This window comes from Burkholderia sp. MR1-5-21, from assembly GCF_053427715.1.
Genome location: NZ_JBSAXD010000033.1, coordinates 18,046 through 35,332, shown reverse-complemented (window position 1 = coordinate 35,332; position 17,287 = coordinate 18,046). Strand labels below are relative to the sequence as shown.

The following is a 17,287-nucleotide window of genomic DNA, read 5'->3' as shown; positions in this document are numbered from 1 at the left end:
ATCGTCCACGTACGAAAATTCGATAACTATTATTTGGTATCCGAACGAAAGTAACGAAGAGCTAGCGGACAAACAGTAGCGGGGCTGATCGTCGGTTATTCGGAGGCGCGGTGTCGGCCGGATGCCCTTACCAGCATGCTAGACTCGCCGCCGCGCGCCGTCGTCCGGCGCGTCAAGACCAACAACGAAAAGGAGTCCGGCCATGCACGTCCGCAGACGACATGGCGCGGCACTTGCCGCGCTGCTGTTCACGCCGCTCGCCGCGCTCGCGGCATCCACCTATACGGCGACCTTGACGCTCTCCAGTCTCTCGCCGTCAGTCGGCGGCACCGACAAGGCGACGCTCCATCTCGCGAACACCGGAACCACGCCGGCTGCCGCCGGCCTCGTGATCGGCATGCCCACCGGTTTCACCGCGAACGGCTTCAAGAGCGCGTGCGGCGGCACCCTCGCGAGCGACGGCAGCGCGCAGCTCGCACTGACCGGCGCGACGGTGCCGGCTGGCGGCGCGTGCACGTTCACCTTCACGCTCGACGTGCCGCCCGTCGCGGCGCTGCCGCCGCCGGGCGCGCGCAGTTTCAGCATCGCGACCAGCACGGCGCCGGGCCTCGCGACGCTGTCGGCCAGCACCGCGCCGACGCTCACAGGCTTCCTCGGCGCGACACCGGGGCTTTACAGCGACACGTGGTTCCCGTCAACGGTGCGCAGCGTCGCGATCCTCGACCTGTTCATCACGCCTCAGACCGACCCCGGTCCGAACTCGAACGTCTATTGGTCAAACCAGGTCAATTCGCTGCACGGCTACACGGGCCTGCAGTCGACCGAACTGGTGTCGGCCAGCGAAGGCACAGGCAAGCAATTCCTGTTCAGCCTGTGGGGCGCGACCGCCGCGAAGCCCGGCACGCCCGCGAGCGCCGGCATCGGCGCCGGCAGCTTCTGCACGGTCAGCGGCTCGGCGACGGACGGCAGCGCCGGCGCGCAATGCCGCTACCGCTACGAATGGCAGGCGGGCCACACGTACCGCTTCCGCATCACGCCGGACACGAGCCAGGGCCCCGGCTGGTTCAAGAGCAACGTCACCGACGTGACAGGCGGTGCGATCGGCGACAGCTTCGACATCGGCAGCATCTATGTCGGCACGACGCAGACGCAGGTGCCGGTGTCGTCGATCAGCCAGTGGGTCGAATACTTCGACTGGAATTCGAGCCGCACGAGTTGCACGTCGGTCGCCTACACGAACGCCCGGTTCTCGGTGCGCGCGTACGACACGCTCGGCAATGCGGTGACGGTGCCGGCCCCGTCGGCCACGGTCAACAAGACGTGTCCCGCGGCCGACGCGAATGCGTCCGAGTCGAATGGCGTCGCGACGCTGATCGGCGGCCCGCAGCAGTCGGCGGCCGGCCTCGTGAAGGCGAACGGCGCATGCCTGACGGCCGCGGGCGGCCTGACCGACGGCAGCGCCGCGACGCTCGGCGCGTGCCCGACACTCGCGTCGGTGCGCGCATCCGGCGGCACGCATTTCAATCCGCAACTGTGGGTCGTCGCCGGCGATGGCACGCTGCAGACCAAGTACAGCTACTGCCTGACCGCACCGGCGCCCGGCACTGCCGGCGGTGCGCTGCTGCACACCTGCGTACCCGGCGAGGCGGGCCAGCGATGGCAGGTGCAGGCCGGCACGTTGCCGGGCACGGCGCAACTCGTGTCGCTGGCGTCGGGCCGCTGCCTCGCGCCGGCCGGCAGCGCGCTCGGCCTCCAGACATGCACGTCGGCCACGGCCGTCTGGAAGACGCCCGGCAAGAGTTTCACGTACTGATTCACATACTGGCCGCCGCGCCCTGCGGCGGCACAAAAAAAACGCCCGGCCCGACTTGTCGTCGGCGCCGGGCGTTTTGCATCGCGTCGGGCGAAACGGCGTCAGGCCAGCGCCGCCTCTGCCGCAGCCGCCGTCCTGCGCCGCTCCTGGCGCAGCATCACGAAGTTCGCGAGCACGACGCCGGCCGTCACCGCGATGATGAACAGCGTCGCGAGCGCATTCATCTCCGGATTCAGGCCCAGGCGCACGCGCGAGAACACGACGAGCGGCAGCGTCGTCGAGCCGGGGCCCGACAGGAACGCCGACAGCACGAGGTCGTCGATCGACAGCGTGAACGCCAGCAGCCAGCCGGCGATCAGCGCCTGCGAGATCAGCGGCAGCGTGATCGTGAAGAACACTTTCAGCGGCGTCGCGCCGAGATCGAGCGCGGCTTCCTCGAGCGACGGGTCCAGCTCGCGCACGCGCGACTGCACGATGATCGCGACGTACGAGATGCACAGCATCACGTGGCCGAGCCAGATCGTGAAGACCCCGCGCTCGGCTGGCCAGCCGATCCACTTGGCGAGCTCGATGAACAGCAGCAGCAGCGAGATGCCCTGGATCACCTCGGGAATCACGAGCGGCGCGTTGATCATCCCGCTGAACAGCGCGAAGCCGCGAAAGCGGCCCATGCGCGCGAGCACGAAGCCCGCCCACGTGCCGATGAACACCGATGCGAACGCGGTCATCACGCCGATCTTCAGCGACAGCCACGCCGCCGTCAGCAGCTCGTCGTCGTCGACGAGCGCCGAATACCAGCGGAACGAGAACCCGGACCACACCGTGACGAGCTTCGACTCGTTGAACGAATAGACGATCAGGCTGATGATCGGGATGTACAGGAACGCGAAACCGGCAAAGAGCGCCGCGAATTGCAGGAAACGATTCGGCTTCATTTGCGGCGGCCCTCCTGCTCCTTCGCCTGGAAGTGCTGGAACATCGCCATCGGCACGAGCAGCAGCAACACCATCGCGCAGGTGACGGCGGACGCCATCGGCCAGTCGGCGTTGTTGAAGAACTCGTTCCACATCACGCGGCCGATCATCAGCGTGTTCGCGCCGCCGAGCAGCTCCGGAATCACGTATTCGCCGACCGCCGGGATAAACACCAGCAGGCAGCCGGCGATGATCCCGTTCTTCGACAGCGGCAGCGTGATCTGCACGAACGCCTTCCACGGCTTCGCGCCGAGGTCGTACGCGGCCTCGAGCAGGCGCAGGTCCATCTTCACGAGGTGCGCGTACAGCGGCATCACGAGGAACGGCAGGTACGAATACACCATGCCGATGTAGACCGCGTAATTCGTCCGGTACAGCTCGATCGGCGTATGGGTCAGGCCGATCCACATCAGGAAGTTGTTCAGCAGCCCGTTGTTCTTCAGGATGCCGATCCACGCATAGACGCGGATCAGGAACGACGTCCAGAACGGCAGCATCACGCCCATCATCAGCAGGTTGCGGGTCGCCGGGTTCGAGCGCGCGATGTAGTACGCCATCGGATAGCCGATCAGCAGGCACAGCACCGTCGTGATCGCCGCGACGAGCACCGAGTTCACGTAGGTCGCGAAGTACAGGCTGTCGGTCAGCAGGAACGCATAGTGCGACAGGTTCAGCGCGATATGGACGACGCCGTCCGCGTACGACGCGAGCTCCGAATACGGCGGAATGCCGAGCTGCAGTTCGGCGAAGCTGATCTTGACGACCAGCACGAACGGCACGAGGAAGAACAGCACGAGCCACGTGAACGGCCCGGCGACGACCGCGGTGCTGCCGGTCAGGTTGAAGCGCTTCACCGGCCAGTTGAGCAGGGACTTGAACGCGCTCATGACGTCAGCACCACGCCCGCCGACGCGCTCCAGCGGACGTAGATCTCGTCGCCGAGCGACGGCGTCTCGAGCTCGCTGATCGCAAGGCTCGACACGTTCGCGATCACGACCTTGCCCGAATCGAGCCGCACGTGATACAGCGAATAGCCGCCCATGTACGCGACGTTGGTGATCATGCCGTGCGCCCAGTTGAACGCACCCTCGGGCGGCTTGCGCGTGAGCGCGATCCGCTCGGGACGCACCGACACCGTGACCGGCATGCCGAGCGGGCCCGAAATGCCATGGTTCACGTACATCCGGCACGGCAGCTCCGGCGACTCGATGAACACGTGGTCGGGCTCGTCCTCGACGGTCGTGCCGTCGAACAGGTTGGTCGAGCCGATGAACTCGGCCGAGAACCGGGTGTTCGGATATTCGTAGACTTCGTTCGGCGAGCCGATCTGGACGATCTGCCCTTCGCTCATCACCGCGAGCCGGTTCGCCATCGTCATCGCCTCTTCCTGGTCGTGCGTGACCATGATGCAGGTGACGCCGACCTTGTTCAGGATGTTGACGAGCTCGATCTGCGTGCGCTGGCGGATCTGCTTGTCGAGCGCGGACATCGGCTCGTCGAGCAGCAGCAGTTTCGGGCGCTTCACGAGCGAACGGGCGAGCGCGACGCGCTGCTGCTGGCCGCCCGACAGCTGGTGCGGCTTGCGCTTTGCGTACTTGCCCATCTGCACGAGCTCGAGCGCCGCATGCACGCGCGCCTTCAGCTCGGACTTCGGCGTGCCTTCCTGCTTCAGGCCGAACGCGACGTTCGACTCGACCGACATGTGCGGGAACAGCGCATACGACTGGAACATCATGTTCACGGGCCGCTTGTACGGCGGCATCTGCGCGAGGTCCTCGCCGTCGATCAGGATCTTGCCCGACGTGACCGTCTCGAGGCCTGCGAGCATCCGCAGCAGCGTCGACTTGCCGCAACCCGAGCTGCCGAGCAGCGCGAACAGCTCGCCCTGGCGCACCGTCAGGTTGACGCTGCGCACGGCTTCGGTGTCGCCGAATTTCTTGACGACGTCGATGATCTGGACAAAGTTCTCGGCGCGCGAATCGGCGCCGGACGAAGGAACGAAGGACGGCGCGCCCGCGACCTGCACGCTCGACTGGCTATTCATGATGTGCTGCTTCTCTCCTGCATTTGACGAACAAAGCCCCCGGGGGTACCAGGGGCTTCATGACTGCTGGTGCGACTCCGGCTCCCGTCAGCGGCCCGACTTCAGCTCGGTCCACAGACGCGTCTGCAGGCGCTGGATCTCCGGCGGCAGCGGCTTGAGCAGGAACAGGGTCTTTACGACGTCGGCCGGCGGGTAGACGGCCGGGTCGTTCGCGACGTCTGGCTTCACGTACTTGCGCGCCTCGGTGTTCGCGCTCGGGTAGTACACCGCGTTCGTGATCGCCGCGTGGACCTTCGGATCCTCGATGTAGTTGATCCACTGCAGCGCGGCATCCTTGTTCTTCGCGTCCTTCGGGATCGCCATCACGTCGAACCAGACCGGCGCGCCGCCCTTCGGGATGTAGTACTCGACCTTGTACGGCTTCTTCGCTTCCATCGCGCGGTGCTTCGCGATCACGACGTCGCCCGACCAGCCGTATGCGAAGCAGATGTCGCCGCCGACCAGGTCGTTGATGTAGCCCGACGAGTTGAACTGCGTGATGTACGGGCGGATCTTCTTCAGCACCTGCATCGCGGCCTGGTAGTCGGCCGGGTTCGTGCTCATCGGATCCTTGCCGATGTAGTGCAGCGCCGCGGCGAACATCTGGTCCGGCGCGTCGAGCACCGACACGCCGCAGGTCTTCAGCTTCGAGATGTTTTCCGGCTTGAACAGGATGTCCCAGTTGTCGAGCGGCACCTTGCCGAGGATCTGCTGCGCCTTGTTCACGTTGTACGCGAGGCCGGTCGTGCCGTACGCCCAGGGCACCGCGTACTTGTTGCCGGGGTCCGCGCCGGCGACGAGCGCCATCAGCTGCGGATCGAGATACTTGAGGTTCGGCAGCTTCGACTTGTCGAGCGGCGTGAAGATGCCGGCGGCGATCTGCTTGCCTGCGTAGTTGCTGGTCGGCACGACGATGTCGTAGCCCGAGCTGCCCGTCAGGAGCTTCGCCTGCAGCGTGTCGTCGCTGTCGTAGTTGTCGTAGCGGACCTTGATGCCGCTCTGCTTTTCGAAGTTCGGGATCGTGTCCTTCGCAATGTAGTCCGACCAGTTGTAGACATTGAGCTGCGTATCCTTCGCTGCCGCCGCCGATGCGCCCACGCACAGCGCGAGTGCCGCGAACCGGCCCGCCACTTTTGCTTTCATCCCGTTCTCCCATCCGGCCGGAACCCTTGTCCGGCTGTCGTCTGCCTCGCCATGGCGGTGCGTGTTGACCCGCTCCGCCCCTCGAAAACCCCGAACGCTACCATTATTCGCCTTCCGTCACAAAAAAATCATGCCGGTGTCGCGCAAACGGAACAGATTCCTGTCCGGTGGCAACGCGGTGGCGCGCGCAGCGGGGTAATCCGGAGGAAATTCTATCGGGTAATTGGCGCCTGTCCATCCGGAAAATGAACGGGTGCCGGAAGGCGGGACCGCCTACGCCGGAGATGCGACCGTTTCATGACCGCCACGCAGGCCGGCGTCGTGCGACCGCGTCGTTTCACCGGCGAACCCACGCCGCGTTGCCGCCGGCCGTCCGGTCCGCCGCACCGCCGGACGGCGTCGGCCGCGATGCATTAAAATTGACGCTGACGTTTTCACTACGCGAACCTTCCGATGGCCTCCAACCTCCACGACCTGCCCGACAGCCCCTGCATCGGCGTCTGCTCGACCCTCTTCGACGAAGTCTGCAAGGGTTGCGGCCGCACGGCCGTCGAAGTGTCGAACTGGGTGTTCCTGAGCGACGACGAAAAGCGCGCGGTATGGGAACGCATTACCCGTGAAGGCACCGCGATGCGCTTCCAGTACGACAAGCTGTAAATCCGCGCGCGCAAAAAAAGAGCGGCATGCTTACCGCCATGCCGCCAACCCCAACTCTGTCTTCTCTGCCGCTTCGGTCCTTCCCCGCGCGCTAGAACTTCATCCCGACGCCCACGCCGACGATCAGCGGATCGATGTGCAGCGTGCCGATGCCCTTGTCGCCGAGCGTCGCGTCGGTGCTCATCCAGATCTTCTTCAGGTCGAAGTTCACGAACACCTTCTTCGTCACCTGCACGTCGACGCCGAACTGCAGCGCGGGACCGAAGCTGCTCTTGTTGATCGACACGCACTCACCGCCGACGTTGAGCCCGTTGTTGTAGAAGTACGTGTAGTTCAGGCCCGCGCCGACGTACGGACGCACCTTGCCCGCATGATTGAAGTGGTATTGCAGCAGCAGCGTCGGCGGCAGCACGTTCACGCCGCCGAGATTGCCGAGGCTCGACGTCATCTGGTGCCGTGACGTGGCGAGAATCAGCTCGACGCCGAGATAGTCGCGAATCATGTACGTGAAATCGAGCTCGGGCACGATCGCGTTGTTGACGCCGATGTTGATCGCGCCGAGCGTGTCGCTGCCGCGCTCGTTCGGCTGGATGCTGATCGCGCGCAGCCGCGCGAGCCAGTCGCCCTGGTAAATGCCGTCGCCCTGCGACGCCGCGTGCGACAGCGACGGCAGTGCAAGGAGACTCGCGGCGCATGCCGCGGCGGTGACACAGTTTCGAATCGTTTTATGCATCTTACGGACCCCCAATGAATGGACTCCATTCTGTCTGTAGGGTCTTTCCCGTATCTTGATATCCGTCAAGCCAGCGTAAACGTGGCGCGGTTTGTCGCAGGCTCGGCCGCACTGCCCGTCAGCAGCAGGTCGAGCAGGTCGCGCACGCTGCGGATCGCGCGGCCAAACGGCAGCGCTTCGCGGCCGCGGAAGAACAGGCCGTTCGCAACGTCGCCGCGCAACGCGGCGGCCAGACGCGTATCGATGCAGAAGTGGCCGAATTTCTCGATGCCGTCGCGCAGCCCGCACACGCTCAGGCATTCGAGTGCGGTCGGACAGCGCTGCCTGAGCGCGCCGAGCTTGTCGCGAATGCGCGTCTCGTTGCGCAGGTAGCGCGCGAGCCACGGTGTGTTCACCGCACGCGCAGGCAGGCCCGTCACGCTGACGAACTCGACGATGTCGTCCGGCACCGCGTCGGCGAGCACGCGCTTGAAGTTCGGATGCGCGTCGCCCTCTTGCGTCACTGCGAACGGCGTGCCGACCTGCACGCCGTTCGCGCCGGCGGCGAGCGCGTCGCACACCGCGGCATGACTGTTGATGCCGCCCGCGACGATCAGCGGAATCCGCTCGCGCTCGAGCCCGAGCGACGCGATCACCTGCGCCGTCTCGTCGAGCACACGCTTGAAGTCGAAGCGCGCGTCGTGCATGTCGTCGATCTGCGTGACGCCGAGATGGCCGCCCGCGTGCGCGGGATGCTCGATCACGATCGCGTCCGGCAGCCGGCCCTTCTTCATCCACTTCTTCAGCACGAGCGCGATGCCGCGGCTGTCCGACAGGATCGGGATCAGCGCGACATCGCGGCCGTGCGTCAGGTCCGGCAAGTCGAGCGGCAGGCCCGCACCCATCACGATCGCGTCGGCGCCCTCGTCGCATGCGACGCGCACGTAGTCCGCGTGCGCGTTGACCGCCTTCATCACGTTGACGGCAACCATCCCGCGCCCTTCGCTGTAGGTCTTCGCGAGACGGATCTCGCGCGCGAGCGCCTCCAGGTTCGCGGCTTCGAGCGTCGCGCGGTCCGGTTGCGCGCGGCAGCGCGCGAGCAGGTCCGCATGATGATGGCGAAGGTCAATGCTCGCAATTGTGCCGAGCGCGCCTTCGCGCGCGACGCTGCCCGCCAGACGGTGCGCGGAAATGCCCACGCCCATGCCGCCTTGCACGATCGGCAGCAATGAACGGCCGCGAATCACGAGCGGCGGAAAGGAAGAGCGTGCGGGCATCTGAAACCTCGTCGAACCATCGGGAACCGCGATGATCGACGATCCGCTGGCGCGCACCTTGAGCGGCGTCAACAAAAAAACGGCACGCGAAAGGCGTGCCGTTCCGGATGCGCTGCGGCGAACCGCTCAGGCCGGCTTTTGCGTCCTGAGCTGCATCGACTTGTATTCGAGGTATTCCTCGAGCCCGTATACGCCGTTCTCGCGGCCGTGACCCGACTGCTTGTAGCCGCCGAACGGCGCAGCCATGTTCCACGTGCCGCCATTGATGTCGACCTGCCCGGTGCGGATGCGCCGCGCGACGGTCATCGCGCGTTCGTCGCTGCCGGCCCAGACCGCACCGCCGAGGCCGTACGGCGAATCGTTCGCGATGCGGACCGCTTCGTCCTCGTCGCGGTACGTGATGATCGACAGCACGGGCCCGAAGATTTCCTCCTGCGCGATCGTCGATTTCGGATCGACGCGGCCGAACACGGTCGGCTTCACGAAGAAGCCCTTCGCGATACCGTCCGGCAAGCCGACGCCGCCCGTCACGAGCTCCGCGCCTTCGTCGATGCCGCGCTGGATGTACGTCTGCACGCGCTGCTGCTGCACCGCCGACGCGAGCGCGCCGAGCCGCGTCGCGTCCTGGCGCGGGTCGCCCGCCACATACGCTTCGGCCGCGGCCTTCGCAAGCGCGCGCGCTTCTTCGTAGCGCGCTTCCGGCACGAGCATCCGCGTGTGCGCGGAGCAGGTCTGGCCGGCGTTCAGGTAGCACGCGTTGACCGTGCCCTTCACCGCCGCCGCGAAATCGGCGTCGTCGAGGATCACCGACGCCGACTTGCCGCCCAGTTCGAGCGCGACACGCTTGACGCTTGCGGCCGCCAGCTCGGCCACGCGCTTGCCCGCGCGCGTCGAGCCCGTGAACGACACCATGTCGACGTCGGGGTCGGTCGCGAGCACTTCGCCGACGACCGGCCCGTAGCCGCACACGAGGTTGAACACGCCGGCCGGCAGCCCCGCTTCATGGATCGCTTCGGCGAGCATGAATGCGTTGAGCGGCGCGACTTCCGTCGGCTTGAGGACGACCGTGCAGCCGGCGGCGAGCGCCGGCGCGACTTTCAGCGTGATCTGGTTGAGCGGATAGTTCCACGGCGTGATCGCCGCGACGACGCCCACCGGCTCGCGCACGACGAGCGAGTTGCCGACCTTCGCCTCGAATTCGAACGACTCCGCGAGCTTCGCGTACGCGTTCCAGTTGTAGATCGGCCCGCCGACCTGGATCGCGCGCGACAGCTTGATCGGCATCCCGACTTCGCCGGTGATCGACTGGGCCAGCTCCTCGCTGCGCGCCTGCAGGTGCTCGGCGATCTTGCGCAGGTACGCGGCGCGGGTTGCGGGCGGCGTTGCCGCCCAGCCGTCGAACGCGGCGCGCGCGGCACGGATCGCAGCCTGCGCATCGGCCGGCTGGCCTTCCGGAATCCGGCCGATCACGGCCTCGGTGCCCGAGTCGATCACGTCGATCGTGCCGGTGCCCGCCGGTTGGCGCCATGCACCGTCGATATAGAACTGGTCGTAGATTTTCATCGTGATGTTCCGTCTCCATGGATGCGGACATTCTAGCGACTGCACGGCCGGCGTGGCGGCTCGCGCCCGGAACGTGCGCGGTGCGATGCCCGCGCCCTCCCGGCCGGATCGCCGGATCGGCCCAGCGCGCGGCGGGATCCGCAACTGCCCGGGTGCGCGACGTGGCCCGCATCGTGCTATGTTTTTATTATCGGCACCGGCCCCTTGCAGCCGGCGCCGCCCGGAATCGATGCATTTCGTGAGCGCTGCCATGACCGACGCCCCCCATACCCTCGGCTCACACGACCGCCTGGAGCTGCTTTGCTGGCTCACCTGCGGCAACCTCGGCGCGTTTTACCTCAACGAATCGTGGCCGGACTCCGCCTTCCAGGTCCAGGCCGCGCATCGCTGGCTCGACCGCCACCTGCGGCAGGCCGACTGGCTCACGATCGCGAAGCTGTCGGCGATCGCCCAGGACATCGCGAAGCGCCATGCGGGGTTCGTCGACGCGTCGTGGGCGCGCGACGCGGTCGAGGAGATCGTCGACACCGACGACCTGAACTATCAGGCCAAGCTCGTGCAGTGGGTGTACGAGGACTGCTGCAAGGCGCTCGCGGATCAGCGGCTGGCCGATTGACGACGCGCGCCGCCGCGCGCCTCAGGTCCCGCACGCATGGATCAGAAACTGCTGCAAGGCCATCGCCGGCTCGGCCAGCCTGGCCTTCTTCCGCCAGATCATGCCCGCGTCCATTTGCGGAACCGCGTCGTGTATCGGACGTGCTTCGATACGCTTGCCTTCCAGCGACCACGGGCGAAACACCATGTCCGACAGGATGGTCACGCCGAAACCGTGCGCCACGAGTCCGCGCAGCGCTTCCATCGACGACGTGCGAAAGGCGACGTTCGGCGCGATGCCCGCCTCCTGCCAGTACCGTAGCATCGATCGTTCGCCTTCATCGACGGTAATCAGGATGTACGGATAGCCGGCAATGTCCTTGAGCGACGGCGCCCGCAACTGCGCGAGCGGATGCGACGGCGCGACCCACAACTGCCGCCGCGACCGGATCAGCACCTGGCTGTCGAACCCGTTCGGCCGCTCCACGTTCGACAACAGCACGACCCCGATGTCGACCTCGTCGTCGAGGACCCCCGCCTCGATATCCGCCCGCTCCATGTCGCGCAGATCGAACTCGATGTAAGGATAGGTCGTACGAAAGCGCGCCAGCAGTTCCGGCAGGAAGTAACCGAGCAGCGTGTACGACGCCGCGATCCGCACCGTGCCGCGCAGGTCGTGCGAACGGAACGGCGGCTTGTGGACGGCATCGCGCGCGGCATCCAGCACGCGCCGCGCGTGGTTGTAGAAATCCTGCCCGTCCGGCGTCAGCGCGACCCCTTGGGGCAGGCGCTCGAAGAGCCGCATGCCGAGCCCGTTTTCCAGCGCCAGCACGGCGTTGGTGATCGCGGACTGCGACACGTGTTCGTTGGCGGCCGCCATCGAGAACTGGCCGGTTTGGGCAGCGGCCACGAAGTACCGCAACTGCCGGAGCGTGAGATCGAATGCCATCTGTTTTTCACATACCAGAGTTTGCTATTTGTGATTTTACGATAGCAAATCGGCTTCCTATACTCGGCGGAAAAACAGTATGACCGGAGACAGATCGCCATGACCGCCCCCGCCCCGAGCGTCGCTGCCGCTGCCGAGCCGCTGGACGCCGCCGTATCCCTCGACGACAAGTACACGCTGGAAAAAGGCCGCGTCTACATCAGCGGCACGCAGGCCCTCGTACGACTACCGATGTTGCAGAAGGCCCGCGACCGCAAGGCCGGGCTCAATACCGCCGGGTTCGTCTCCGGCTACCGCGGCTCGCCGCTCGGCGCACTCGACCAGTCGCTGTGGAAGGCGAAGAAGCATCTCGACGCGAATGACATCGTGTTCCAGCCCGGCGTCAACGAGGACCTCGCCGCGACGGCCGTGTGGGGCACGCAGCAGATCAACCTGTGGCCGGGCGCCACGCGCGACGGCGTGTTCGGCATGTGGTACGGCAAGGGGCCGGGCGTCGACCGGACCGGCGACGTGTTCAAGCACGCGAACTCCGCGGGCAGCGACGCGCGCGGCGGCGTGCTCGTGCTCGCCGGCGACGATCACGCGGCCAAGTCGTCGTCCGTCGCGCACCAGTCCGAGCACGCGTTTATCGCGGCGGGCATGCCCGTCCTGTATCCGGCCAACGTGCAGGAATACCTCGACTACGGGCTGCACGGCTGGGCGATGAGCCGCTACTCGGGCCTGTGGGTCGCGATGAAGTGCGTGACGGACGTGATCGAATCGACTGCATCGGTCGATCTCGATCCGGACCGGGTGCAGATCGTCACGCCGGCCGACCATGCGCTGCCGGCGGGCGGCCTCAACATCCGCTGGCCCGATTCGCCGCTCGCGCAGGAAGCACGCCTGCTGGACGAGAAATGGTATGCGGCGCTGGCTTACGTGCGCGCCAACAAGCTAAATCGCGTGGTCATCGACTCGCCGACGCCGCGCTTCGGCATCATCACGGCGGGCAAGGCCTATCTCGACGTGCGCCAGGCGCTCAGCGACCTCGGACTCGACGACGACATCTGCGCGCAGATCGGCGTGCGCGTGCTGAAGGTGGGCTGCGTGTGGCCGCTGGACGCACAGGATGCGCGCGCGTTCGCCACCGGGCTCGAAGAGATCCTGGTCGTCGAGGAGAAGCGGCAGATTCTCGAATATGCGTTGAAGGAAGAGCTGTACAACTGGCGCGAGGACGTTCGCCCGAAGATCTACGGCAAGTTCGACGAGCGCGACAATGAAGGCGGCGAATGGTCGGTGCCGCGCGGCAACTGGCTGCTGCCCGCGCATTATGAGCTGTCGCCGGCGCTGATCGCGAAAGCCATCGCCCGGCGCCTGATGCGCGCGGATCTGCCCGCGGACATCCGCGCGCGCATGCTGGCCCGGGTCGCCGTCATCGAAGCGAAGGAACGGGAAGCGGCCAAGCCGCGCGTGTCGGTCGAACGCAAGCCGTGGTTCTGCTCCGGCTGCCCGCACAACACGTCCACCCGCGTCCCGGAAGGCTCGCGCGCGCTGGCGGGTATCGGCTGCCACTACATGTCGATGTGGATGGACCGCAGCACCGAGACGTTCAGCCAGATGGGCGGCGAAGGCGTTGCATGGACGGGCCAGATGCGGTTCTCCGGCGACCGTCACGTCTTCGTCAACCTGGGCGACGGCACGTATTTCCATTCCGGGCTGCTCGCGATCCGCGCGGCGATCGCCGCACAGGCGAACATCACCTACAAGATTCTCTATAACGACGCCGTCGCGATGACGGGCGGCCAGCCCGTCGACGGCGTGCTGACCGTCCCGCAGATCGCCCATCAGGTTCATGCGGAAGGCGCGAAGCGGATCGTCATCGTGACCGACGAACCGCAGAAATACGCAGCCGGCGTGGTGTTGCCGGCGGGTGTCGACGTTCACCATCGGGACGAACTCGATGCGATCCAGCGCATGTTGCGCGATACGCCGGGCACGACCATCCTCATTTACGACCAGACCTGTGCGACCGAGAAGCGCCGGCGCCGCAAGCGCGGCACATATCCTGACCCGGCGCGGCGGGCGTTCATCAACGACGCCGTGTGCGAGGGTTGCGGCGATTGCTCGGTTCAGTCGAATTGTCTGTCCGTGGAGCCGCTGCAGACCCCGCTCGGCACCAAGCGGAAGATCAACCAGTCGTCCTGCAACAAGGACTTCTCGTGCGTGAACGGCTTCTGTCCGAGCTTCGTGATCGCCGAAGGCGCGCAGCTCCGCAAGCCGCAAGCGGCGCGCGCCGCCGGCTCCGGCCGGCCGGATGTCGACGCGCTGCCGATGCCGGCGTTGCCCGATATCGCCAGGCCCTACGGCGTGCTCGTCACGGGCGTCGGCGGGACGGGCGTCGTGACGATCGGCGGCCTGATCGGGATGGCCGCGCACCTCGAGGGCAAGGGTGTCACCGTGCTCGACATGGCAGGCCTCGCGCAGAAAGGCGGCGCGGTGCTGAGCCACGTCCAGATCGCTGCCGCGCCGGATGCGTTGCATGCGACGCGCATCGCGACAGGCGAAGCCCGGCTCGTGATCGGCTGCGACGCGATCGTGTCGGCGTCCGCCGACGTGCTGTCCCGCACGCAGCACGGCGTGACCGTCGCCGCGATCAACAGCGGCGAGACACCCACGGCGGATTTCGTCAAGAATCCGAAATGGGTGTTCCCGGGTGCGCAAACGGAATCCGCATTGCTGGACAGCATCGGCGGCGGCTGTTCGTTCATCGACGCCAATGCGCTCGCGCTTGCACTGCTCGGCGACACGATCTACAGCAACCCGCTCCTGCTCGGCTTCGCGTGGCAGAAGGGCTGGCTGCCGCTCGGGCTGCCCGCCCTGCTGCGTGCCATCGAGCTCAATGGGGTCGCGATCGACAAGAACCGGCTGGCGTTCCACTGGGGCCGCCATGTCGCCCATCACGGCGCCACGTCGGTTCAAGCGCTCGTCCGGTCCACTTCCCTACCGCAGCCGCAGCCGATGGCCGCACCGGCGCCCGAATCGATCGACACGCTGGTCGCCGCGCGGCAAGCGCTCCTGACGGCATACCAGAACGAAGGCTATGCGCAGGCCTATCGTCGCGTGGTCGACAGGATCCGGGCGAAGGAAACGCTGCTCGGCGGCGATCCGGCGCTGCCGCTGACACGAGCGGTCGCTGCGAACCTCGCGAAGCTGATGGCGTACAAGGACGAATACGAAGTCGCCCGTCTCTATGCGGATCCCGCCTATCTCGACAAGCTCCGGCAGCAGTTCGAAGGCGAACCGGGACAGGACTACAAACTGAGTTTTCACCTCGCGCCGCCGATGTTCGCGAAACGCGACGAACACGGCCATCTGCGGAAAATGCGCTTCGGTCCGTGGGTGCTGCCGGCGTTCCGGCTGCTCGCCCGCATGAAGGGACTGCGCGGCACGCCGCTGGATCCGTTCGGCAAAACGGCGGAACGACGCGGCGAGCGGCAGCTGATCGCCGACTATGTCGCCGTGGTCGACGAGTTCTGCGCGACGCTCGATGCACGACGCCTGCCCGTGGCCGTGCAGTTGGCGGGATTGCCGGATGAAATCCGCGGGTTCGGCCATGTGAAGGAGCGGAACGTCGCGGCGGTCGCGAGCAAGCGGGCGCGTTTGCTCGACGCATACCGGACGCCGGCGGAACTCGCCGCGATCGCGTGATGCGAAGGTCGGCGGGTGGTCGCGCGATGCGCGCGCCCGCCGACGGTGCGCGACCGCGCGCCCTCGCCGATGGATACCGGATCGGCCATCATCAGGGAATCCCGATACGACAAGTAAAAAGCCCGTCCGGGGATACCCCCGGACGGGCTTTTTCGACACTCGGTCGCGGAACGGCGCGTTGACGCTTACGCCTGACCCTGGCTCGCGAGGAAGTCCTCGTAGTTGCCGCCGAAGTCGGTCAGCGTGCCGTGGGTCGTCACTTCGATGATCCGGTTCGCGAGGCCGCTGACGAATTCACGGTCGTGCGACACGAAGATCAGCGTGCCTTCGAACTTCTCGAGCGCGATCTGCAGCGACTCGATCGATTCCATGTCCATATGGTTGGTCGGCTCGTCCATCAGCAGCACGTTGTGGCGGCCGAGCATCAGCTTGCCCCAGATCATGCGGCCCTTCTCGCCGCCCGACAGCACCTTCACCGACTTCTTGATGTCGTCCGCCGAGAACAGCAGGCGGCCGAGCGTGCCGCGCACCATCGTCTCGTCGTCGCCGTCCTTGCGGTACTGGTCGATCCAGTCCATCAGCACGACGTCGTCCGGAAACTCCTCGTACGTATCCTGCGGCATGTAGCCGACGTTCGCGTTCTCGGACCACTTCACCGTGCCGTGGTCGAGCGTGAGGGCGCCGAGCAGCGAGCGCAGCAGCGTCGTCTTGCCCGCACCGTTCTCGCCGATGATCGCGATGCGCTCGCCCGGCTGTACCGACAGGTTGAAGTTCTGGAAAATCGTGCGCTCGTACTTCTTCGTGATCTCGTCCGCGACCACCGCGATGTTGTGCAGCTTCTTCTCGAACTCGAAACGGATGAACGGGTTCTGGCGCGACGACGGCTTGAATTCCTCGATCTTGATCTTGTCGATCTGCTTCGCGCGGCTCGTCGCCTGGCGGGCCTTCGACTTGTTCGCCGAGAAGCGGCGCACGAAGTCCTGCAGTTCCGCGACGCGCTCCTTGGCGCGGGTGTTCGCCGCGGCCTGCCGCTCGCGCGCTTGCGCCGACGCGAGCATGTAGTCGTCGTAGTTGCCCGGCCAGACCTTCAGCGTGCCGTAGTCCATGTCGGCCATGTGCGTGCACACCGAGTTCAGGAAGTGACGATCGTGCGAGATGATGATCATCGTCGAGTTGTACTCGTTGAGCATGCTCTCCAGCCAACGGATCGAGTTGATGTCGAGGTTGTTGGTCGGTTCGTCGAGCAGCAGCACGTCCGGCTTCGAGAACAGCGCCTGAGCGAGCAGCACGCGCAGCTTCCAGCCCGGCGCGACGTCGCTCATCGTGCCGTTGTGGAACTTCTCCTCGATGCCGATGCCGAGCAGCAGCGCGCCCGCGCGCGCCTCGGCGTCATAGCCGCCGTACTCGGCGAACTTCGCCTCGAGTTCGGCCGCGTGCATGTAGTCGTCGTCGGTGGCGTCCGGGTTCGCGTAGATCGCATCGCGCTCGGTCATCGCGGCCCACATCTCGGTGTGGCCCATCATGACCACGTCGAGCACGCGCACGTCTTCGTACGCGAACTGATCCTGGCGCAGCTTGCCGAGGCGGACGTTCGGCTCGAGCGCGACATTGCCGCCGCTCGGCTCCAGATCGCCGCCGAGAATCTTCATGAAGGTCGATTTGCCGCAGCCGTTCGCCCCGATCAGACCATAGCGGTTGCCCTCGCCGAATTTGACCGAGATGTTCTCGAACAGGGGCTTCGGCCCGAATTGCATCGTGATGTTGGCAGTAGAAAGCACGGCAGATCCCGTTAGGAGATAGATCGACGGAAAACCGGTTATTTTAGCAGGAGTCGG

At 66.1% G+C, this 17,287-nt stretch carries 13 protein-coding genes; 4 read left to right on the top strand and 9 right to left on the bottom strand.

The annotated features are described in order from the left end of the window. Positions 1-202 precede the first annotated feature (202 nt). Positions 203-1,813, top strand: a complete 1,611-nt coding sequence (locus ACV229_RS32745) for a DUF3472 domain-containing protein (protein WP_448087235.1) — start codon at positions 203-205, stop codon at positions 1,811-1,813. Between the two features lie 101 nt (positions 1,814-1,914). On the opposite strand, the gene ACV229_RS32740 is transcribed toward ACV229_RS32745, so the two are convergent. The 4 genes from ACV229_RS32740 to ACV229_RS32725 form a co-directional block, all read right to left on the bottom strand. Further along, the gene (locus ACV229_RS32740; RefSeq protein WP_448087234.1) at positions 1,915-2,748 is read right to left on the bottom strand and encodes an ABC transporter permease subunit; all 834 of its coding nucleotides are present in this window, start codon (positions 2,746-2,748) and stop codon (positions 1,915-1,917) included. Further along, the gene (locus tag ACV229_RS32735; RefSeq protein WP_448087233.1) at positions 2,745-3,674 is read right to left on the bottom strand and encodes an ABC transporter permease subunit; all 930 of its coding nucleotides are present in this window, start codon (positions 3,672-3,674) and stop codon (positions 2,745-2,747) included. The genes ACV229_RS32740 and ACV229_RS32735 overlap by 4 nt, the downstream gene beginning before the upstream one ends. Then, positions 3,671-4,831, bottom strand: a complete 1,161-nt coding sequence (locus tag ACV229_RS32730) for an ABC transporter ATP-binding protein (RefSeq protein WP_448087232.1) — start codon at positions 4,829-4,831, stop codon at positions 3,671-3,673. The genes ACV229_RS32735 and ACV229_RS32730 overlap by 4 nt, the downstream gene beginning before the upstream one ends. 87 nt (positions 4,832-4,918) lie before the next feature. Continuing rightward, positions 4,919-6,013, bottom strand: coding sequence for a polyamine ABC transporter substrate-binding protein (locus ACV229_RS32725; RefSeq protein WP_448087231.1), 1,095 nt, complete (start codon positions 6,011-6,013; stop codon positions 4,919-4,921). A gap of 453 nt (positions 6,014-6,466) precedes the next feature. On the opposite strand from ACV229_RS32725, the gene ACV229_RS32720 reads away from it, so the two are divergent. Further along, positions 6,467-6,670 carry a DUF1289 domain-containing protein gene (locus tag ACV229_RS32720; protein ID WP_060966156.1) on the top strand — a complete coding sequence of 68 codons (204 nt, stop codon included), beginning with the start codon at positions 6,467-6,469 and terminating at the stop codon, positions 6,668-6,670. A 91-nt stretch (positions 6,671-6,761) separates the two neighbouring features. Here ACV229_RS32720 and ACV229_RS32715 read toward each other — a convergent pair whose 3' ends face one another. The 3 genes from ACV229_RS32715 to ACV229_RS32705 form a co-directional block, all read right to left on the bottom strand. Beyond that, on the bottom strand, positions 6,762-7,403 hold the full coding sequence (locus ACV229_RS32715; RefSeq protein WP_448087230.1) for an OmpW/AlkL family protein: 642 nt from the start codon (positions 7,401-7,403) through the stop codon (positions 6,762-6,764). A gap of 65 nt (positions 7,404-7,468) precedes the next feature. Continuing rightward, positions 7,469-8,659, bottom strand: a complete 1,191-nt coding sequence (locus ACV229_RS32710; protein ID WP_448087229.1) for an NAD(P)H-dependent flavin oxidoreductase — start codon at positions 8,657-8,659, stop codon at positions 7,469-7,471. A 126-nt stretch (positions 8,660-8,785) separates the two neighbouring features. Further along, complete coding sequence (locus tag ACV229_RS32705; protein WP_448087228.1) at positions 8,786-10,222, bottom strand: aldehyde dehydrogenase family protein; 1,437 nt, start codon at positions 10,220-10,222, stop codon at positions 8,786-8,788. 250 nt (positions 10,223-10,472) lie between these two features. Here ACV229_RS32705 and ACV229_RS32700 point away from each other — a divergent pair, with 250 nt between their 5' ends. Further along, positions 10,473-10,838, top strand: coding sequence for a hypothetical protein (locus ACV229_RS32700; RefSeq protein WP_448087227.1), 366 nt, complete (start codon positions 10,473-10,475; stop codon positions 10,836-10,838). A gap of 21 nt (positions 10,839-10,859) precedes the next feature. On the opposite strand, the gene ACV229_RS32695 is transcribed toward ACV229_RS32700, so the two are convergent. Further along, positions 10,860-11,765 (bottom strand): LysR family transcriptional regulator, encoded by a 906-nt coding sequence (locus tag ACV229_RS32695; protein ID WP_448087226.1) that lies wholly within the window; start codon positions 11,763-11,765, stop codon positions 10,860-10,862. 99 nt (positions 11,766-11,864) lie between these two features. Between ACV229_RS32695 and ACV229_RS32690 the strand changes: the two genes are divergently transcribed. Beyond that, positions 11,865-15,452, top strand: a complete 3,588-nt coding sequence (locus ACV229_RS32690; protein ID WP_448087225.1) for an indolepyruvate ferredoxin oxidoreductase family protein — start codon at positions 11,865-11,867, stop codon at positions 15,450-15,452. A gap of 185 nt (positions 15,453-15,637) precedes the next feature. Here the strand turns inward: ACV229_RS32690 and ACV229_RS32685 are convergent, their stop codons facing one another. Beyond that, positions 15,638-17,230 carry an ABC-F family ATPase gene (locus ACV229_RS32685; protein WP_448087224.1) on the bottom strand — a complete coding sequence of 531 codons (1,593 nt, stop codon included), beginning with the start codon at positions 17,228-17,230 and terminating at the stop codon, positions 15,638-15,640. Positions 17,231-17,287 lie beyond the last annotated feature (57 nt).